Raw genomic sequence first — 18,443 nt, forward strand, 5'->3', positions numbered from 1 at the left:
ACGAATGTGAATCTGCTGGTCAGTAAATCACGGCCGCACCTGGTTCACTAACGAGCCAGGCAAAGGCGTTAAGCAGGGCGTGTCGCGCCCCGCTTTTTATCGTCGTGCTATTTTTTGATCACCCAGTGTCGGTGTACCCATAGCGAGGCGAAAATTACCGCTGCGCCAACGATAAAGCTCGGCCAGTGCGGCTGCTGCTGCCAGATTGCAAGGTTAACCAGCAATCCGGCGGGCACGTGCATATTATTCATAATGCCCAGCGTGCCGGCATCAACCTGCGTCGCGCCGTAGTTCCACATAAAGTAACCCAGCCCGGAAGCCGCCACGCCCAGCCAGATCAGGATGCTCCACTGTAGCGTGGTGGTCGGCAGCTTCTGCGGATTGCCCCACAGGCACCAGGCGATAATCGCGACGAGCGCCGCGCCCATATAAAACCAGGAAAAGGCGGCGTGCTGCGGCATCGGACGCGTTTCCTGTAGGCGCTTGTAGCCCACCATGCCAACGGCAAAGCAAAGGTTGGCAAGCTGCACCAGCAGCAGGCCAAACCAGAAGTGGTCGCTGACCTTGTCGTAGCGAATAATCGCCGCGCCCGCCACCGCCAGCAGCGCGCTCAGTGCATAGCCGGGGCGCACGCCTCTTCCGCTCATCAGGTCATAAATCAGGGTGATATAGAGCGGCGTCATCACCGTAAACAGCAGCAGCTCGGAAACGCTGAGGTAGAGGTAAGCCTCAAAGCTGAACAGATACATAATACCCAGCTGCAGCGCGCCTACGCCCATATAGAGCAGCAGCGTTGACGGCCGATAACCGCGCCAGCGCAGAAACGGCAGGAAAACCACGGCGGCCAGCAGCAGACGGATCAGCACGGAAAAGACGCTGTCGACCTGGCCTGCCAGATATTCGCCGATCAGGCTGAACGAAAAGGCCCACAGGATAGTGGTGATTATCAGTAAGATCACGATAAAAACTCGCTGGTGAAAAGTGCGCACAGTGTAGCGAAATCGGCGTGGACGCGGGGAAATATCTGGTTGACATCTGATTGCAAAATGCACTCACCTGTTTTTATCCTGCCGTTTGAGTGAGCCTGCTCACACTCCTTGCCGGCATGGCTAAAAGCATTCAGAGAAGCGTGCCGCATAATTCGTTTGATTGTCATAAAAATGTAACCTTTGGGTTCTTCTTCACAGCGGGGCCGCGCGTTTTCTTTTAGGCTCCTTCCGCTACGGATCGCGTTTATCTGTTGCTGCACGACGAAAAAAACGAATATAAATTGCCATTGGAGGCTGTTATGTTATCTGTTTTTAAACCTGCGTCGCATCGAACGCGCGTTGACACCAGCGAAATCGATCCGCTTTATCGTAAATTACGCTGGCAGATATTTTTTGGTATTTTCTTCGGCTATGCTGCCTATTATCTGGTGCGGAAAAACTTTGCGCTGGCGATGCCTTCGCTGATCGAGCAGGGTTTTTCTCGGGGGGATTTAGGCTTTGCCCTTTCAGGTATTTCCATCGCCTACGGATTTTCTAAATTTATTATGGGATCCGTTTCCGATCGCTCGAATCCACGCTACTTTTTGCCCGCCGGTTTAATTCTGGCGGCGGCGGTCATGTTGTTTATGGGATTCGTTCCCTGGGCCACCTCCAGCATTACCGTGATGTTCGTGCTGCTGTTTTTATGCGGCTGGTTCCAGGGCATGGGCTGGCCGCCCTGTGGACGCACTATGGTGCACTGGTGGTCGCACAAGGAGCGCGGCGGTATCGTTTCCGTCTGGAACTGCGCGCACAACGTCGGCGGCGGCCTGCCTCCGCTGCTGTTTCTGCTGGGCATGTACTGGTTTAACGACTGGAAAGCGTCACTTTATATGCCCGCTTTCGCCGCCATTCTGGTGGCCGTCATCGCCTTTGCGTTAATGCGCGACACGCCGCAATCCTGCGGTCTGCCGCCGATTGAAGAGTATAAAAACGACTATCCGCCTGACTATGATAAAAGCCAGGAAGAGGAGCTGACCGCCAGGCAAATTTTTATGCAGTACGTACTGCCCAACCGGCTGCTCTGGTATATCGCGCTGGCCAACGTATTTGTCTATCTGCTGCGCTACGGCATTCTCGACTGGTCGCCGACTTATTTAAAAGAGGTGAAGCACTTTACGCTGGATAAATCCTCCTGGGCCTACTTTCTTTATGAGTACGCCGGCATTCCCGGCACGCTGCTGTGCGGCTGGATGTCCGATAAGGTGTTCAGAGGCAATCGTGGCGCGACCGGCGTCTTTTTTATGGTGCTGGTGACGATCGCCACCGTGGTTTACTGGCTGAATCCTCCCGGCAATCCGGGCGTGGATATTACCTGCATGATCGTGATCGGCTTTCTGATTTATGGGCCAGTAATGCTGATTGGGCTGCACGCCCTGGAGCTGGCGCCGAAGAAAGCTGCGGGAACGGCGGCGGGCTTCACCGGGCTGTTCGGCTATCTTGGCGGCTCGGTGGCCGCCAGCGCTATTGTCGGCTACACCGTAGATTACTTCGGCTGGGACGGCGGCTTTATCGTGATGATCGGCGGCGGCGTGCTGGCCGTTATCCTGCTGGTTATCACCATGCTGAACGAACACAGGCACAAAAAAGAGGCAACGCAATGAAAAAGCTGATAGCTATGCTGCTGCTGGGCGCTTCGTTCGGCGCAGTAGCCGCGGAAACACACAAGATTGTAATTGCCCATCGTGGCGCGAGCGGCTACCTGCCGGAACACACGCTGCCCGCCAAAGCGATGGCTTACGCGCAGGGATCCGACTTCCTTGAGCAGGATCTGGTGATGACCCGCGACGATCGGCTGGTGGTGCTGCACGATCACTATCTGGATCGCGTAACGGACGTGGCGGAACGCTATCCCGACCGCGCCAGAAAGGATGGACGTTACTATGCCATCGACTTTACGCTGGCCGAAATCAAGGGGCTGAAGTTTACGGAAGGCTTTACGCTAAAAGACGGTAAGAAAGTGCAGACTTATCCGCAGCGTTTCCCGATGGGCAAATCGGACTTCCACGTGCATACCTTTGCCGAAGAGATTGAATTTATTCAGGGCCTGAACCACTCGACGGGCAAAAATATCGGCATCTACACCGAAATTAAAGCGCCGTGGTTTCACCGCCAGGAAGGCAAAGATATCTCCGCCAGGGTGCTGGATGTGCTTAAGCAGTACGGCTATAGCTCGAAAAGCGACAACGTCTACCTGCAATGCTTTGACCATAACGAACTCAAACGCATTAAAACGGAGCTGGAGCCGCAAAGAGGCATGGACGTCAAACTGGTGCAGCTGATCACCGAAACGGACTCAAAAGAGACGCAGGAGCAGCAAGACGGGAAATGGGTGAACTACAGCTATGACTGGATGCTGCAACCGGGCGCGATGAAAACGCTGGCCCGTTACGTCGACGGCATCGGCCCTGATTATCATATGCTGATTGCCAACGGCTCGACCAAAGGCGCGGTTCACTTTACGCCGATGGTGAAGGAGGCGCATCAGAATGGCCTGGTCGTGCATCCCTATACCGTGCGGGCCGACCAGCTGCCCGGCTGGGTGGATAACGTGGACGAGCTGTACGATGCGCTCTATAACCAGGCGGGCGTGGACGGCCTGTTTACCGATTTTCCGGATAAGGCCGTGCGCTTCCTGAAGCGGTAAGCGTTGCCGCCTCTGTAACCAGAGGCGGCTTTTACCGGCTTCAGACGTTGTAGAGCTTGCGCAGATAGTTCGGCACCGCGTTATCCGCATTGCTGCCAATCACTTCCAGTTCCGGCAGCAGATCCTTCAGGCGCTGATGCGAGTTGCTCATGATGCAGCCTTTGCCCGCCATGTTCAGCATCTCTTTGTCGTTCATGCCGTCACCAAAAGAGATGCAGTCCGCCAGCGTAAAGCCCAGTAGTCGGGATACCGCGTCCAGCGCGTGACCTTTGGAAACGCCGCCCGCCATCACTTCCAGACAGGTCGGCAGCGAGAAGCTGACGTTAACCCGATCGCCCCAGCGCGCCATCAGCGCCTCTTCCAGCGGGATCAGCAGTTCCGGCTTAGCGCAGGTAAAGAACACTTTGCTGATGCCGTCGGTTGGCAGCGAATCCGGCTGATAGGTCTGGTAGTTAAAATTGGACTCGCGGAAAAAATCCATCTCTTCCGGGCGGTGGCGGTTAAGGAACCACTCTTCATCGCGGTAGACGTTGGTATAGATATCCTGGTGGCTGTGATGCAAAGCAAAAAGCTCACGGGCAATGTCTTCTTCCAGGTTATGGCTGAAGATCAGCTCGCCTGCGGTATTGTGCACGCGCGCGCCGTTCGAGGTGATCATATAGGCATCAATACCCAGGCTGTCACGCATCTGCCCGACATCAATGTGATGGCGACCGGTGGCGAACACAAAATGGACGCCCTTTTGCGTCAGCAGCTGGAGCGTTTCACGGGCGAAAGCGGATAAACGGTGATCCGGCGACAGCAGCGTGCCGTCGAGATCGGAAGCAACAATCGGGTACATAAAACCTCTGTTAATGGTGAGCTACGGTTGCTATATCTGAGCAGTAAAATCAGGGATGCCGGGCAAAAAACGCCGTAATGGCCTCCAGCGCCTCGGCGCGCATGCTGTCTTTTTCAAACAAGATCTCATGACGCGCGCCTGCGATAATCAGCGGGCCCTCGCAGGGGTTTCCCGCCGCTTTCATGGCCTGGCAAAAGAGATCCTGAGCGCGGTTATCCACCACCTTATCCGCGCTGGCCTGTAACAGCAGCAGCGGCGTCTTTATCTCTTTTGCCTGAGCCAGAATGTTTTTGCCGGCCAGAATGCCTTCTCTGACCCAGTGATAAGTCGGCCCGCCGACGCGCAGCCCCGGATCGTCGGCGTAAAAGCGCAGGTTGCGCCGGTAGCGCTCGCGGCTGTGGGTCAGCTGGTTCATCCCGAACGGCCTGGGCTGCCACTGGCCGGTGCCGATCGCGTAACCGTCGCGCACCACGGGACGCTTTTCCGCCCAGTTCAGAATACAGTGCGTCATCCACAGCGGCATCGGCAGGAAGATCCCGAACATCGGCGCGGCCAGCGCCACGGCGTTAAAGGCCTGCGGCTGCCTGGCCAGCATCAGCGTCAGGATCGCGCCGCCCATTGAGTGCGCCAGCGCATAGCGATGCTGATAGTGACGGCTGAGGATCGCTTTCAGATAGAGCGTCTCCAGATCTTCAACATAGTGGTCGAACAGCTCCACATGGCCGCGATGGCTATCCTGCAGCAGCCTGCCGGAACGGCCCTGCCCGCGATGATCGACAATAATCACATCATAGCCGCAGTGAAACAGGTCGTAGGCCAGCTCCGGGTATTTTACGTAGCTTTCGATACGTCCGGGGCAAATCAGGATAACGCGGTTGTGTTGCGATGACGTGAAGCGAACGTAGCGAATGGGCACGTTTTCCACGCCGATAAACTCGTCTTCTTCCCGCCGCCGCCAGAAATCCAGCAGCGGGCCGGTGGCGAAAGCGGCAAAAGCTTTTTCACGATTTCGCCAGCCATGCTTTTTCATTGACCCGACCTCCGCTTTTTTCACATTCCGCCCGGCCCCGTAGCCTGCGCAGCCGCAATGGCGTATTGTGTCATACTTCTGTGCTATCAGGGAGTCTGACCCAATGACCATGCAGTGGTGGCTGGCCTATCTGTTAACGACCAGCATCTTAAGCCTTTCGCCGGGTTCCGGCGCAATCAATACCATGAGTACCGGCATCAGCCACGGCTATCGCGGCGCGGCGGCCTCTATTTCCGGCCTGCAGGTTGGGCTGGCGGTGCATATTCTGCTGGTTGGCATCGGCCTGGGCGCGCTGTTTTCCCAATCCGTGCTGGCTTTTGAAGTGCTGAAATGGGCGGGCGCGGCTTACCTGATCTGGCTGGGCATCCAGCAGTGGCGCTCGGCAGGCGCGATAGATCTTCAGGCGGTCGCCAAAGCGATGCCGCGCCGCAGGCTGTTTAAGCGTGCGGTGCTGGTGAACCTGACCAACCCAAAAAGCATTGTTTTTCTGGCGGCGCTCTTTCCGCAGTTTATCATCCCGCACCAGCCGCAGGCGATGCAGTATCTGGTGCTGGGCGTGACGACGGTGGTGGTCGATATCATCGTGATGATCGGCTACGCCACGCTGGCGCAGCGGATTGCGGCCTGGATTAAAGGGCCAAAACAGATGAAGCTGTTAAACCGCCTGTTTGGCGGCATGTTTATGGCGGTCGGCGCGCTGCTGGCTTCCGCGCGGCGTATTGCCTGATGCATTAAAGGCTGGCATGGAGGACGCGCCGTCCATGCCAGCCCGCGTCTTCCCCGTTCTCCGGCCGCACGCCCGGCCTACTCTTCGCCGTCGACGTGCTCGCGGATCATCACCATAAACGGCTTGCCGAAGCGCTCCAGCTTGCGCTGACCAACGCCGTTGACGCTCAGCATTTCTGAGGCGGTCAGCGGCATCTGCTCGGCCATTTCTATCAGCGTGGCGTCGTTAAACACCACGTAAGGCGGAATGTTCTCTTCATCGGCAATGGCTTTACGCAGCTTACGCAGCTTGGCGAACAGCTTGCGATCGTAGTTGCCGCCAAACGATTTCTGATTGCTGTTGCGCGGCTTGACGCTGACCATGCGCGGCACCGCCAGCAGCAACGGCACTTCGCCACGCAGCAGGGGACGCGCCGCTTCCGTTAACTGAAGCGCGGAATGCATCGCAATATTTTGTGTCGCAAAGCCCAGATGAATAAGTTGACGGATCACGCTTATCCAGTGCTCGTGGCTCTGATCGCGGCCAATGCCGTAAACCGGCAGCTTGTCGTGCTGCATATCGCGAATACGCTGATTGTTGGCACCGCGCAGCACCTCCACCACGTAGCCCATGCCAAACCGCTGGCCGACACGATAAATGCAGGAAAGCGCCTTTTGCGCCTCTACCGTGCCGTCGTAACGACGCGGCGGATCGAGACAGATATCGCAGTTGTCGCAGGGCTGCTGCCGCCCTTCGCCAAAGTAGTTCAGCAGCACCAGACGGCGGCAGGTCTGCGCTTCCGCAAAAGCGCCCATCGCGTTCAGCTTGTGGCGTTCAATATCCTGCAACGGCCCCGGCGCTTTCTCTTCCAGACAGCGGCGCAGCCAGGCCATATCGGCCGGATCGTACAGCATCAGCGCTTCCGCCGGCAGGCCATCACGACCGGCACGGCCCGTTTCCTGATAGTAGGATTCGATATTGCGCGGGATATCAAAGTGCACCACAAAGCGCACGTTGGGCTTGTTGATACCCATGCCGAAGGCGACCGTGGCGACGACGATCTGGAGATCGTCACGCTGGAAGGCTTCCTGCACGCGGGCGCGATGTACGTTATCCATTCCGGCATGATAGGCGCCGACGCTCAGGCCACGGCTTTGCAAACGCGCGGCGGTGTCTTCCACCTTCGCGCGGCTGTTGCAGTAGATGATGCCGCATTTGCCGCGCTGATCCTGCACGTAGCGGATCAGCTGATCCGTCGGCTTGAATTTTTCCACCAGCGTATAGCGGATATTGGGACGATCGAAGCTGCTGACCTGGATCAGCGGATCGTCAAGCTGGAGCAGGCGCGCGATATCGTTACGGGTGGTTTCGTCGGCGGTGGCGGTCAGCGCCATCACCGGCACGTCCGGCAGCCGCTGACGCAGCTGGCCCAGCGCGCCGTATTCCGGACGGAAATCGTGGCCCCATTGCGAAATACAGTGGGCCTCGTCTACGGCCAGCATCGCCGGATTCCAGTGCGCCAGATTATCCAGGAAGTTATCCATCATCAGGCGTTCAGGCGCGATATAAAGCAGCTTGATCCGGCCCGTGCGGCAGCCGGCGAAGACCTCCTGCTGCTCTTCCCGCGTCTGCGTTGAGTTCAGACAGGCGGCGGCCACGCCGTTAGCCAGCAGCTGGTCGACCTGATCCTTCATCAACGAGATCAGCGGCGACACCACCAGCGTCAGCCCTTCGCGCACCAGCGCCGGGATCTGATAGCAAAGCGATTTGCCGCCGCCGGTCGGCATGACCACCAGACAGTCGCGCCCTTTCAGCGACGCCTGAATAATAGTTTGCTGCCCCGGACGAAATTGCTGATAGCCGAAGGTTTCCTGCAAAACCTGTTGCGTCAGCATCTCCTGATTGATCACTGCAGCCGTAGACACGTGTACTCCAACTTGATGGCGGGCGACGCGTGATGGCCGCCCGGAAAGCATTAAAACAGGTCGTTCAGAATGACGCCGACGCCGACCCTGGTCTGACGATGGTTATAGTCAATCAATGATTCACCATAGCCGCTAAAGACTTGCGTATAGAAACGGACATGTTCGGTAATCGGGTAGCTCCAGCCTGCCTGCGCGCCGCCGAAACCGCTGTTCCAGTTGTAGTTGCCCTGGAGGCTAAAGACGCTTTCGCCCAGCTGATAGCCGACCGTCATGCGATAATACCCCATGTACTTAGTGATATCAGGGTTATCGTCATCATTTTCACCTTCCGGAAGGCGATACCAGGGTTTGGCTTCCACCATCCAGTTGCCGTTCTGCGCCATCAGGCGAGCGTAAACGCGGTTCCAGCTGCGGGAGGTCGGCTCCGAGCGGCCGTTGGACTGGTGATTCAGGCCCAGCTCCACGTCGCGCAACGTCCAGCCGGCGAAGCTGTAGTCGGTGGCCCAGCCCAGGAAAATCTGCGGCTGATAGTCCGTTTCACGGAACGGCGACGAGGCGCCACGGTTAGAGAGCTGCCACCAGGAGGACTGAGTATAAGAGGCGGCAAGCACCGAGTTGTCACCTAAAATGCCCCGCCAGAGAGGAAAGGCCAGGCTCAGCTGGAATTTTACCTCATCGTGCTTCGCCTTATTCGACCAGTTATAGGAATCAATCGCCTCTTTGTTGATGTTGCTGGTATCGGTGTACAGCAGATAGTTGCTTTCATAAGGAAAAAGCACAAAAGGGTTGTCATGCTTTTCCAGAAGATTAGCAATAATACTGCCACGCACCGCGGGCTGGTCATGCACCTCTGTGACCTGAGCCTCTTGCGCCAGGGTCAGACAGGGAAAAAGGAGCGCTGCAGCCAGCGGGCCTTTCAGCATCGACATAAGATTCTCCAGAACTGATAAGGGTGATGGATAAAAAGCACGCCATTCTACACAGAATTGCTGGTCGGCATTAGTGCTGTTTTTGTAAAGTAAACGACCCGTTAACAACGGATAAAAATAGTCAATCTGATAAGCGACTTACGTTGTAAAGGAATTTTGCTATGACTTCATCTGCGCCGCTCGATCGGCAGGCCGCTCGCCGCCTGATTGGCGACATCTTTGTTTATGATATGCCGTTTAACCGCACGCTTGGCCTCACGCTGGATCGGCTGGAGCCGGATTATGCGGAGCTGAGCTTCGCAAACCAGCCGCAGCTGGTGGGCAACATCGCACAAAAGATTCTGCACGGCGGCGTGATTGCGGCCGTACTGGACGTGGCGGCCGGTCTGGTCTGCGTCAGCAGCTCGCTGACCCGCCAGGAAACCATTACGGAAGAAGAGCTGCGGCAGCGCCTGTCGCGCATGGGCACTATCGATCTGCGGGTCGACTACCTGCGGCCCGGCCGGGGCGAACGCTTTATCGCGACCAGTAGCCTGCTGCGCGGCGGCAATAAGGTCGCGGTGGCACGGGTTGAGCTGCATAATGACGCTGGTCTTTATATTGCCAGCACTACGGCAACCTATCTTGTAGGTTGATTTCCCAACATTAACGGAGTGATGTTACATGGATGCGCAGCAAACTCGTCAGGGCATTTTTTATGCCCTCGGCGCTTATTTTATCTGGGGCATAGCACCTGCCTATTTCAAGCTTCTTCAGCAGGTCGCACCGGGCGAAATCATCACCCATCGGGTGATCTGGTCGTTCTTTTTTATGCTGCTGTTGCTGAGCGTCAGCCGCAGCTGGGGCAACGTAAAAGCGATTTTTAAAACGCCGAAGAAGGTGCTGCTGCTGGCGGTTTCCGCCACGCTGGTGTGCAGCAACTGGCTGATCTTTATCTGGGCGGTGAATAACCAGCATATTCTCGAAGCCAGCCTGGGCTATTTTATCAACCCGCTGTTAAACGTGCTGGTAGGGATGCTGTTTCTGGGCGAACGCTTCCGGCGTCTGCAATGGCTGGCGGTGGCGCTGGCCGTCTGCGGCGTGATTATCCAACTCTGGAAATTTGGGTCGGTGCCGGTCATTGCGCTGGGTCTGGCGGTGACCTTTTCGCTGTACGGCCTGATGCGCAAAAAAATCGCCGTCGACGCGCAGACCGGTATGATGATTGAAACCAGCTGGCTGTTGCCCTTCGCCGCTATTTATCTTTTCGGCATTGCGGACAGCAGCACCAGCCATCTGACGCAGAATCCCTCGTCGTTAAACCTGCTGCTGATCGCTGCTGGCGTGATAACCACCGTGCCGCTGATGCTGTTTACCGCCGCCTGCACGCGCCTGCGCCTCTCTACCGTTGGGTTTTTCCAGTATCTTGGCCCAACGCTGATGTTCCTGCTGGCGGTGATCTTTTACGGCGAGAAAATGACGCCGGATAAAGTGGTGACGTTCAGCTTTATCTGGGCGGCGCTGGCCTTATTTATTTTCGATGCGCTTATAACGTTAAAACGCAGGCGGCCCGCCGAGGTCTGACCGTTAATTGCTTTCCCCGGTTGCGGCCTGGCCGGGGAAAGTAACACTTAAGTAAAAACTTTATAACCTGACGTACCCATCGTAAATCAGTGCAAATCTTTTGGCACAGTACGTCAGGATAATGCCAGAATAGACGCGTGTTTAACTACTGAGGACAATATTCACTCCACCAGGATGAGAAGCAATAGCGTGGATGAGTTGTAAATCTATGGACAGTTTGTTCATTTCCCTGATACTTCCTGCATTTTCCCCCCTCCGGCTTGCCTGCCGTCCCGTCGCTGACCAGCACTGGCGTTTCGCGCTGTAGCGCACTCTCTACAGATTTTCTGCCGCGCATCGATTGCGCTCATTATTTCAGTTTCCGGAGAGAGAAAATGTTTTATTGGTTATTATTGGCGCTTGCCATCGTTTTTGAAATTGTTGGCACGCTGGCCATGAAATGGGCCAGCCTTAACGGCCACGCTGCCGGTTATTTTTTTATGCTGGCAATGATCGCCCTTTCTTATATTACTTTGTGTTTCGCCGTTAAAAAAATTGCGCTGGGCGTGGCCTATGCTATTTGGGAAGGCGTCGGCGTGCTGTGTATTACGCTGTTCAGCGTCATGCTGTTTGACGAGGCGCTGCCCCTGATGAAAGTGGCCGGACTGGCGACGCTGGTGACCGGTATTGCCCTGGTGAAGTCGGGGACGATAAGCCGCAAGGAGGCCAGCCATGCTGCCGCTTAACGGGACGCATATTGCCTGGCTGGCGCTCGCCGTGGTGCTGGAAATTTTAGCCAATATTTTTCTTAAATATTCGAACGGCTTTCGCCGCCCGCTGTATGGCCTGTCGTCGATTGTTGCCGTGCTGGCGGCCTTTAGCGCGCTGGCGCAGGCGGTTAAAGGTATCGATCTGTCGGTAGCCTATGCGCTGTGGGGAGGCTTCGGCATCGTCGCTACGGCGACGGCGGGCTGGATACTGTTCGGTCAGCGTCTGAACCGTCGCGGCTGGTTCGGCCTGCTCGTACTGCTGGTCGGCATGGTGTTGATCAAGCTTGCCTGAGAGTGGAGAGCGTCCTCGAACGCTCTCTTATCGTCTGCTACAGCCAGTTTTTACGCTTGAAATAGGCGTAAGGCGCCAGGCCCGCCAGGATCATCAGGCAGATAGCGCCCGGATAGCCGAAGCTCCACTTCAGCTCCGGCATAAACTCAAAGTTCATGCCGTAGCTGGAAGCAACCAGCGTTGGCGGCAGAAACACGACCGATACCACCGAGAAGATTTTGATAATGCGGTTCTGCTCGATATTGATAAAGCCCATCGCCGCCTGCATCAGGAAGTTGACCTTCTGGAACAGCGATTCGTTATGCGGCAGCAGCGATTCGATATCGCGCAGGATCTCGCGCGCCTGCTCCAGCTGATTGCCCGGCAGACGCGCCTTGCGCACCAGGAAGTTTAACGCCCGCTGGGTATCCATCAGGCACAGGCGCACCTTCCAGCCAATATCTTCCAGCTCGGCCAGCGTGGAGAGCGCGGCATCGAACTCATCGCCCTGCTGGCCTTCCATAATCACGCGGCTGAGCTTTTCCAGATCGCTGTAAATGTTTTCGATTTCGTCCGCCAGCTGTTCGATTTTGGTTTCAAACAGATCCAGCAGCAGCTCATACGCGTTGCCGTCGGTCAGAACCTGGTTACGCGCGCGCATACGATAAAGACGGAACGCGGGCAGTTCGCGCTCGCGCAGCGTATAGAGGCGGCCGTCGCGGATGGTAAAGGCTACGGTGGAGTTGCCCGCGTGATCTTCTGCATCTTCGTAGAAGAAAAAGGAGTGGATATGCAGACCGTCTTCATCTTCAAAAAAGCGTGCGGAGGCCTCGATATCTTCCAGCTCGGGACGGGTCGCCAGGCTTTGGCCCAGCTCGTTCTGCACGCGATCGCGCTCATTTTCTTCTGGTTCGATCAGATCGACCCAGACCGAACTGGACAGTTCGTCCGTGGTTTCTTCCAGCTCCAGGCGGGCAAGGCGGCTTTGATCAAGTTTAAATGCGCTCAGCATAGCTGTACTCCCAATTCGTCATAGCGTGGGACGCGCCTGAACACGGGGAATCTGACTCAGAGCGAAGCGGGATGCGGGTCGCCAACAACCACGAAGGCTATCGGCAGAGGAGGATAGCCTTAGGAGTTGTACCTGTTTTCCAGGTCAATGAGCCAGTATCTACTGGGTGTGTCCAAGGCGAATGTCCTCTGAGGGTGATAGTGCGCGCATGTTACGCTGTGCTGAAAATGGCGTCAACAGCCAGCCGGGAGAAACGAAGCGGCAGGCACGGGCATCCACGCCGACTGCCGGAGAAAGCGCGCGGGCGGCGTTGAAGCAGCGAAGGGGAAAACCGTAAAGGCGGCGCGGGGTTAGGCGCGCCGCCGCGGGATCAGACCGTTTCTAACTTCGCGTAGGCGGCCACCAGCCATTTGATGCCCTGGCCCTGGAAAGCAACCTGTAACCGACTGTGATCGCCGCTGCCTTCCAGATTGACGATGGTGCCCTCGCCGAATTTAGCGTGGCGCACGCGCTGGCCGAGCGCAAAACCGCTGTCGTTTTGCGTAACTGGCGTGCCCATTCGCTGATGGTTGACCGGACGGCTGACGCTGGCGCGCAGGCGCACTTCCTCTACGCACTCTTCCGGCAGCTCGCCGACAAAACGCGATGGCCGGTGATACACCTCTTTGCCATACAGCCGACGCGTTTCCGCATAGGTCAGCGTCAGCTTCTGCATGGCGCGCGTGACGCCCACATAGGCCAGGCGACGCTCTTCCTCCAGCCTGCCGCCCTCTTCCAGCGACATCTGGCTCGGAAACATGCCTTCTTCCATCCCCACGATAAAGACCTGGCGGAACTCCAGGCCTTTGGCCGCGTGCATGGTCATCAGCTGCACCGCATCCTGCCATTTATCCGCCTGACCTTCGCCCGCTTCCAGCGCCGCGTGGGAAAGAAAAGCCTGTAGCGGCATCAGGTCTTCGTCTTCATCCTGATAGCTGTACTGCCGCGTGGCGTTGACCAGTTCCTCAAGGTTTTCGATACGCGCCTGGCCCTTTTCGCCTTTTTCCTGCTCGTACATCAGCCACAGGCCGGAATCTTTGATCACCCGGTCGGTCTGCACGTGCAGCGGCATTTCGCTGGTTTCCTGCGCCAGCGAGTCCACCAGTTCGGTAAAGCGTTGCAGCGCCGAGGCGGCACGACCGGCCAGCGCTTTTTCCTGAAGCAGCACGCGGGCGGTCTGCCACAGCGTCAGCTGGCGCTCACGCGCCGTTTGCCGCACCACGTCCAGCGTGCGATCGCCAATGCCGCGAGTCGGCGTATTGACCACGCGCTCGAAAGCGGCGTCGTCGTTACGGTTGGCGATCAGCCGCAGATAGGCCAGCGAGTCTTTGATTTCCTGACGCTCGAAGAAGCGCATTCCGCCGTAGATGCGGTAAGGCATACTGGTTTGCAGCAGCGCTTCTTCCAGCACGCGCGACTGGGCGTTGCTGCGATAGAGAATGGCGCAGTCGTTCAGCGCGCCGCCGTTTTCCATCCACACCTTGATGCGGTTCACCACGAAGCGGGCTTCGTCCAGCTCGTTGAACGCGCAGTAGATAGAGATCGGCTCGCCGTCGCTGCCGTCCGTCCACAGCTCTTTCCCCAGACGACCGTTATTGTTGGCGATCAGGGCGTTGGCCGCCTTCAGAATATTGTTGGTGGAGCGGTAGTTCTGCTCCAGACGGATGGTCTGCGCGCCGTGAAAATCATTAAGGAAGCGCTGGATGTTCTCAACCTGCGCGCCGCGCCAGCCGTAGATCGACTGATCGTCGTCGCCTACGATGATCACTTTTCCGCTGTCGCCCGCCAGCATCCGGATCCAGGCATACTGGATATTGTTGGTATCCTGAAATTCGTCCACCAGGATATTGGTGAAGCGCTCGCGATAGTGGTTAAGGATATGCGGCTTGTTCAGCCACAGCTCGTGCGCGCGCAGCAGCAGCTCGGCGAAATCCACCAGCCCGGCGCGGTCGCAGGCTTCCTGGTAGGCCTGATAGATGCGCAGCCACGTCTGCTCAACGGGATTGCCGTAGCTCTCAATATGCTTTGGCCGCAGCCCTTCATCTTTTTTGCCGTTGATGTACCACATGGCCTGGCGGGCGGGCCACTGCTTCTCATCCAGATTCATCGCTTTGATCAGGCGTTTTAATAAGCGCATCTGATCTTCGCTGTCGAGGATTTGAAAATCCTGCGGCAGGTTGGCATCCAGGTGGTGCGCGCGCAGCAGGCGGTGCGCCAGGCCGTGGAAGGTGCCGATCCACATGCCGCCCTGGCTGGTGCCGATCAGCTGCTCAATGCGGTGGCGCATCTCGGCGGCGGCCTTGTTGGTAAAGGTCACGGCCATGATGGAGTAAGGCGAACAGTTTTCAACCCCCAGCAGCCAGGCGATGCGGTGAACCAGCACGCGAGTCTTGCCGCTGCCCGCCCCCGCAAGCACCAGCAAATTGCTGCGCGGCGCGGCTACGGCCTCGCGTTGTTTGTCATTCAAGCCGTCGAGAAGGTCAGAAACGTCCATAAGCACCGTCAGGTTAGGGGAAGCTGTTGCTCCACTGGATATTTAACCAGCGTATTATAACAACGCGGTCAGGGATGCCAACTGCGAAATTTCCAGCGTGGGCAGCAGGCGGCTGTCGCTGGCCTGCATCAGGTTGTGATGATGCAGGTTGATCCAGCACGCCTGCATCCCGCAGCGCACCGCGCCAGCCACGTCCGTCGTGAGATCGTCGCCCACGTGCAGAATGCTGTGTAAAGGCAGGTTAAGCTTTTCTGCCGCCAGGTGATACATATCGTGATAAGGCTTGGCGCGGCCGTGCGGCCCGGCTCGCAGAATAAATTTAAAGTATTTATCCAGCCCGAACAGGTGCGGCTCGGCGTTGCCGTTGGTGATCGCCACCAGCGGGATTTTCGCCGCCAGTGCGGCCAGCGTGCTGTGCGTTTCGGCCGGCACCTCGATCTGGCTGCGCCAGTGGGCGAAATGCGCCATCACCGCGCGCGAGCCTTTTTCCGCTTCCGACGCGCTAAGGCCGCTATTCAGCATTGCCAGCTCCACCGCGCGGCGACGCCATTCGCTGACGTCGTGATAAATGTCCGGCTCCTGCTCAAGCAGGCTGTCACGCAGCTGCTGATACTGTAAGGGACTGAACTCGTTCAGCGCCGGATGATAGGCCTGCAAAAACGCGTGGGTTTCTTTAGCGGTGCGGCTGATTACCGGCCGATTGTCGTACAGCGTATCGTCCAGATCGAAGGTCATGGCCGCGATCGGCCGCAGCGAACGGTAAAAATGCATCAGGTTTTTCCTCGTTTGGCACGGGGATGCGCGGCATCGTAAACCGAGGCCAGATGTTGAAAATCAAGGTGGGTATAGATTTGGGTCGTGGTGAGATTGGCGTGGCCCAGCAGCTCCTGTACCGCGCGCAAATCGCCGCTCGACTCCAGCATATGCGTCGCAAAGGAGTGACGCAGCTTGTGCGGATGAATATGGCTGGACAGCCCCTGCTTCACGCCCCACTCCGCAAAACGCTTTTGCACATTGCGGGTGGAAATGCGCTTGCCCTGTTTTGACAGAAACAGCGCGTTATCGGATGGCGCGAACAGCTCGCGCAGCGCCAGCCAGCGCTCCGTCCATTCCACCGCCATGCGGCCAATCGGCAGACGGCGCTCTTTGCTGCCCTTGCCGGAAACCCATACTTCGCCGGAAGCCAGATCGAGATGGGAAATATCGATGCCGACCAGTTCAGAAAGGCGCAGCCCGGCACCGTACATGACTTCCAGCATGGCGCGATCGCGCACCGCCAGCGGATCGTTCAGATCGATATCCAGCAGGCGGTTAACCTCGTCCACATCGATATTTTTCGGCAGATGCCGGGAAGCGCGCGGCGTGGCGACGCCCTTGGCCGGGTTGGCTTTCAGCTTGCCCTGGCTGATTTGCCAGTCCAGAAAGCTGCGCAGCGCGGAAAGGCGTAGCGCCAGGCTCGCGGGCTTAAGGCCGCCACGGCGGCTGCGTGCGGCCAGCGCGCGTACCTGGGCGGCGTCCAGCTTCTCCCAGGCGGCAAGCTTCATCTCATCCAGCAGGATAATACAGGCGCTCAGCTGCCGCTCGTAGCTAATCTGCGTGAGCGGGCTGAGCTGGCGCTCGACTTTCAGGTAGCGCAGGAAGCCCTCTACGGCTGGCTGTAGAGGAGACGCGTTCATGCCCTTTCCACCCAGCGCTGCAGCAGTTCCGGCAGCATATGCGAGAGGTGCTGCAACAGCACCGTGCCCATGCCGGACTGATAGTGCTGGCTGTCGCGGCTGCTGAAGATCAGCACGCCCAGCTCGCCGCGCTCGCCCAGCAGCGACATCGCCACCGAGCCGACCGCTTTGGCCTGCGGCAGCAACAGCAGCAGTTCCGGGCCGTTAAGGCTGCCCAGATAGTGCTGCTGCTTGCCCAGACGCTGAATACGTACCGGCTCGAACGCCTGCCGCGACAGCGCCAGCTGCGTGAAGTCGGACGGCGCGCCAATCCGCCACTTTTCGCTGAACAGCCGCACGTTGGCGCCCGCCAGCCCCAGCTCGCGCGCCCAGCGATGCAGGCGGTTGAGCATCTCGTGCAGGCTGTCGGCCGCCGCCAGCCGCGTCTGCAAGGTCAGCAGCTGTTCGAACAGCCGATGATTGGCGCTGGCCTGCTCCATCAGCAGCGTTATTTCCTCTTCCAGCTGCGCAATCTGGTGGCGCTGGCGGCTGAGCTGCCACTCCACCAGCGAAACCGTGCCGCGTACCGGATGCGGCACAATCATTTGCTCGACCTGGCGAGCGTTGCGGATAAAGAAATCCGGGTTTTGCAGCAGGTAATCGCTCACCGCGCGATCGTCCAACAGGATATCGCTGGCGGCCTCGCTGACATGTTTCATAGATGAATAAATCCGTCGTAAACGTGAGTGGCCGGGCCGGTCATATAGAGCGGATGTCCCGGCCCTTTCCAGGCGATATGCAGGCTGCCGCCGGGCAGATCGACGCGAACCTTTTCCGCCAGCAGGGTTTGCTGAATGCCGACCGCTACCGCCGCACAGGCGCCGCTGCCGCACGCCTGCGTTTCGCCCGCGCCGCGCTCGTAGACGCGCAGGCGGATATGCTCGCGGCTGACCACTTCCATAAAGCCGACGTTAACGCGTTCGGGAAAACGCTCGTGGCTTTCCAGCACCGGCCCTAAGCTTTCCACTCGCGCCGTTTTCACGCTGTCGACCTGTAATACGCAGTGCGGATTGCCCATCGATACCACGCCGCACATCACCGTTTGCTCCGCCGCGCGCATCAGATAGAGGCTTTCCGCCTTGTTAGCGCGAAAAGGCACCTGCTGCGGCTCAAAATTTGGCTCGCCCATGTTGACGCACACCAGCTCATCCGGCGTGACGCTCAGCACCATGCGCCCGGTCTGCGTGCTGACGCGGATCTCGCTTTTATTGGTCAGCCCTTTCAGACGCACAAAGCGGGCGAAGCAGCGCGCGCCGTTGCCGCACTGTGCCACTTCGCTGCCGTCGGCGTTGAAAATGCGGTAGTGAAAATCCAGGTCGGGATCGTAAGGCGGTTCCACGATCAGCAGCTGATCGAAGCCGATCCCCAGATGCCGATCCGCCAGTCGCCGGATCAGTTCAGGAGAAAAATAGACGTTTTGCGTCACGGCATCGACCACCATAAAGTCATTGCCCAGACCGTGCATTTTGGAGAACTGCATGTTTGGCTCCAGCG

Annotated in this window: 19 protein-coding genes; 7 read left to right on the forward strand and 12 right to left on the reverse strand. The window is 57.9% G+C overall.

The window, feature by feature from the left end; all coding sequences use genetic code 11:
• Positions 1 to 107 precede the first annotated feature (107 nt).
• Positions 108 to 959: a carboxylate/amino acid/amine transporter gene (locus ACMGEE_RS19865; protein WP_253457272.1), complete on the reverse strand. Its 852-nt coding sequence runs from the start codon at positions 957 to 959 to the stop codon at positions 108 to 110.
• Between the two features lie 329 nt (positions 960 to 1,288).
• On the opposite strand from ACMGEE_RS19865, the gene glpT reads away from it, so the two are divergent.
• A complete protein-coding gene (glpT, locus tag ACMGEE_RS19870; RefSeq protein WP_253457269.1) occupies positions 1,289 to 2,632 on the forward strand; it encodes a glycerol-3-phosphate transporter in 1,344 nt (447 codons plus the stop codon).
• A gap of 14 nt (positions 2,633 to 2,646) precedes the next feature.
• Positions 2,647 to 3,675: a glycerophosphodiester phosphodiesterase gene (glpQ, locus tag ACMGEE_RS19875; protein ID WP_436830544.1), complete on the forward strand. Its 1,029-nt coding sequence runs from the start codon at positions 2,647 to 2,649 to the stop codon at positions 3,673 to 3,675.
• A gap of 40 nt (positions 3,676 to 3,715) precedes the next feature.
• On the opposite strand, the gene yigL is transcribed toward glpQ, so the two are convergent.
• Together yigL and pldB are read right to left on the reverse strand one after the other, a co-directional pair.
• Complete coding sequence (yigL, locus tag ACMGEE_RS19880) at positions 3,716 to 4,516, reverse strand: sugar/pyridoxal phosphate phosphatase YigL (RefSeq protein WP_253457265.1); 801 nt, start codon at positions 4,514 to 4,516, stop codon at positions 3,716 to 3,718.
• A 49-nt stretch (positions 4,517 to 4,565) separates the two neighbouring features.
• Positions 4,566 to 5,546, reverse strand: a complete 981-nt coding sequence (gene pldB / locus ACMGEE_RS19885) for a lysophospholipase L2 (protein WP_253457263.1) — start codon at positions 5,544 to 5,546, stop codon at positions 4,566 to 4,568.
• 103 nt (positions 5,547 to 5,649) lie between these two features.
• Between pldB and rhtB the strand changes: the two genes are divergently transcribed.
• On the forward strand, positions 5,650 to 6,273 hold the full coding sequence (gene rhtB / locus ACMGEE_RS19890; RefSeq protein ID WP_125290699.1) for a homoserine/homoserine lactone efflux protein: 624 nt from the start codon (positions 5,650 to 5,652) through the stop codon (positions 6,271 to 6,273).
• Between the two features lie 77 nt (positions 6,274 to 6,350).
• Here the strand turns inward: rhtB and recQ are convergent, their stop codons facing one another.
• Together recQ and pldA are read right to left on the reverse strand one after the other, a co-directional pair.
• A complete protein-coding gene (gene recQ / locus ACMGEE_RS19895) occupies positions 6,351 to 8,177 on the reverse strand; it encodes an ATP-dependent DNA helicase RecQ (RefSeq protein WP_253457261.1) in 1,827 nt (608 codons plus the stop codon).
• Between the two features lie 50 nt (positions 8,178 to 8,227).
• On the reverse strand, positions 8,228 to 9,106 hold the full coding sequence (pldA, locus tag ACMGEE_RS19900; RefSeq protein ID WP_253457259.1) for a phospholipase A: 879 nt from the start codon (positions 9,104 to 9,106) through the stop codon (positions 8,228 to 8,230).
• Positions 9,107 to 9,267: 161 nt separating this feature from the next.
• On the opposite strand from pldA, the gene ACMGEE_RS19905 reads away from it, so the two are divergent.
• The 4 genes from ACMGEE_RS19905 to mdtI all read left to right on the forward strand — a co-directional run bounded on the left by ACMGEE_RS19905 (position 9,268) and on the right by mdtI (position 11,710).
• The gene (locus ACMGEE_RS19905; protein ID WP_125290702.1) at positions 9,268 to 9,741 is read left to right on the forward strand and encodes a thioesterase family protein; all 474 of its coding nucleotides are present in this window, start codon (positions 9,268 to 9,270) and stop codon (positions 9,739 to 9,741) included.
• Between the two features lie 28 nt (positions 9,742 to 9,769).
• The gene (gene rarD / locus ACMGEE_RS19910) at positions 9,770 to 10,669 is read left to right on the forward strand and encodes an EamA family transporter RarD (RefSeq protein WP_253457257.1); all 900 of its coding nucleotides are present in this window, start codon (positions 9,770 to 9,772) and stop codon (positions 10,667 to 10,669) included.
• Between the two features lie 374 nt (positions 10,670 to 11,043).
• Positions 11,044 to 11,394, forward strand: a complete 351-nt coding sequence (gene mdtJ / locus ACMGEE_RS19915) for a multidrug/spermidine efflux SMR transporter subunit MdtJ (RefSeq protein WP_253457255.1) — start codon at positions 11,044 to 11,046, stop codon at positions 11,392 to 11,394.
• Positions 11,381 to 11,710 carry a multidrug/spermidine efflux SMR transporter subunit MdtI gene (gene mdtI / locus ACMGEE_RS19920; protein WP_301731022.1) on the forward strand — a complete coding sequence of 110 codons (330 nt, stop codon included), beginning with the start codon at positions 11,381 to 11,383 and terminating at the stop codon, positions 11,708 to 11,710. The genes mdtJ and mdtI overlap by 14 nt, the downstream gene beginning before the upstream one ends.
• A 37-nt stretch (positions 11,711 to 11,747) precedes the next feature.
• On the opposite strand, the gene corA is transcribed toward mdtI, so the two are convergent.
• The 7 genes from corA to dapF all read right to left on the reverse strand — a co-directional run bounded on the left by corA (position 11,748) and on the right by dapF (position 18,429).
• Entirely contained in the window at positions 11,748 to 12,701 is a 954-nt protein-coding gene (corA, locus tag ACMGEE_RS19925; RefSeq protein WP_253457251.1) for a magnesium/cobalt transporter CorA, read from the reverse strand.
• A 119-nt stretch (positions 12,702 to 12,820) separates the two neighbouring features.
• Entirely contained in the window at positions 12,821 to 12,877 is a 57-nt protein-coding gene (gene ysgD, locus ACMGEE_RS19930; RefSeq protein ID WP_367317867.1) for a YsgD/CorL family protein, read from the reverse strand.
• A 194-nt stretch (positions 12,878 to 13,071) separates the two neighbouring features.
• Complete coding sequence (gene uvrD / locus ACMGEE_RS19935) at positions 13,072 to 15,234, reverse strand: DNA helicase II (RefSeq protein ID WP_253457248.1); 2,163 nt, start codon at positions 15,232 to 15,234, stop codon at positions 13,072 to 13,074.
• A gap of 54 nt (positions 15,235 to 15,288) precedes the next feature.
• A complete protein-coding gene (gene yigB, locus ACMGEE_RS19940; RefSeq protein WP_301731021.1) occupies positions 15,289 to 16,005 on the reverse strand; it encodes a 5-amino-6-(5-phospho-D-ribitylamino)uracil phosphatase YigB in 717 nt (238 codons plus the stop codon).
• The gene (gene xerC / locus ACMGEE_RS19945) at positions 16,005 to 16,910 is read right to left on the reverse strand and encodes a tyrosine recombinase XerC (RefSeq protein ID WP_253457242.1); all 906 of its coding nucleotides are present in this window, start codon (positions 16,908 to 16,910) and stop codon (positions 16,005 to 16,007) included. Before xerC ends, yigB begins: the two co-directional genes overlap by 1 nt.
• Complete coding sequence (locus ACMGEE_RS19950; RefSeq protein WP_253457239.1) at positions 16,907 to 17,608, reverse strand: DUF484 domain-containing protein; 702 nt, start codon at positions 17,606 to 17,608, stop codon at positions 16,907 to 16,909. Before ACMGEE_RS19950 ends, xerC begins: the two co-directional genes overlap by 4 nt.
• The gene (dapF, locus tag ACMGEE_RS19955; RefSeq protein ID WP_253457236.1) at positions 17,605 to 18,429 is read right to left on the reverse strand and encodes a diaminopimelate epimerase; all 825 of its coding nucleotides are present in this window, start codon (positions 18,427 to 18,429) and stop codon (positions 17,605 to 17,607) included. Before dapF ends, ACMGEE_RS19950 begins: the two co-directional genes overlap by 4 nt.
• Positions 18,430 to 18,443: the final 14 nt, after the last annotated feature.

Origin of the sequence: Erwinia artemisiae (genome assembly GCF_051400835.1) — a bacterium.
GTDB classification, from domain to species: Bacteria; Pseudomonadota; Gammaproteobacteria; order Enterobacterales; family Enterobacteriaceae; genus Erwinia; species Erwinia aeris.

What these genes read in the sequence shown, in the direction of transcription:
- glpT (WP_253457269.1), top strand. Translation starts at nt 1,289, where the DNA reads ATGTTATCTGTTTTTAAACCTGCGTCGCATCGAACGCGCGTTGACACC.
- glpQ (WP_436830544.1), top strand. Translation starts at nt 2,647, where the DNA reads ATGCTGCTGCTGGGCGCTTCGTTCGGCGCAGTAGCCGCGGAAACACAC.
- yigL (WP_253457265.1), bottom strand. Translation starts at nt 4,516, where the DNA reads ATGTACCCGATTGTTGCTTCCGATCTCGACGGCACGCTGCTGTCGCCG.
- pldB (WP_253457263.1), bottom strand. Translation starts at nt 5,546, where the DNA reads ATGAAAAAGCATGGCTGGCGAAATCGTGAAAAAGCTTTTGCCGCTTTC.
- rhtB (WP_125290699.1), top strand. Translation starts at nt 5,650, where the DNA reads ATGACCATGCAGTGGTGGCTGGCCTATCTGTTAACGACCAGCATCTTA.
- pldA (WP_253457259.1), bottom strand. Translation starts at nt 9,106, where the DNA reads ATGTCGATGCTGAAAGGCCCGCTGGCTGCAGCGCTCCTTTTTCCCTGT.
- ACMGEE_RS19905 (WP_125290702.1), top strand. Translation starts at nt 9,268, where the DNA reads ATGACTTCATCTGCGCCGCTCGATCGGCAGGCCGCTCGCCGCCTGATT.
- rarD (WP_253457257.1), top strand. Translation starts at nt 9,770, where the DNA reads ATGGATGCGCAGCAAACTCGTCAGGGCATTTTTTATGCCCTCGGCGCT.
- mdtJ (WP_253457255.1), top strand. Translation starts at nt 11,044, where the DNA reads ATGTTTTATTGGTTATTATTGGCGCTTGCCATCGTTTTTGAAATTGTT.
- mdtI (WP_301731022.1), top strand. Translation starts at nt 11,381, where the DNA reads ATGCTGCCGCTTAACGGGACGCATATTGCCTGGCTGGCGCTCGCCGTG.
- corA (WP_253457251.1), bottom strand. Translation starts at nt 12,701, where the DNA reads ATGCTGAGCGCATTTAAACTTGATCAAAGCCGCCTTGCCCGCCTGGAG.
- uvrD (WP_253457248.1), bottom strand. Translation starts at nt 15,234, where the DNA reads ATGGACGTTTCTGACCTTCTCGACGGCTTGAATGACAAACAACGCGAG.
- yigB (WP_301731021.1), bottom strand. Translation starts at nt 16,005, where the DNA reads ATGCATTTTTACCGTTCGCTGCGGCCGATCGCGGCCATGACCTTCGAT.
- xerC (WP_253457242.1), bottom strand. Translation starts at nt 16,910, where the DNA reads ATGAACGCGTCTCCTCTACAGCCAGCCGTAGAGGGCTTCCTGCGCTAC.
- ACMGEE_RS19950 (WP_253457239.1), bottom strand. Translation starts at nt 17,608, where the DNA reads ATGAAACATGTCAGCGAGGCCGCCAGCGATATCCTGTTGGACGATCGC.
- dapF (WP_253457236.1), bottom strand. Translation starts at nt 18,429, where the DNA reads ATGCAGTTCTCCAAAATGCACGGTCTGGGCAATGACTTTATGGTGGTC.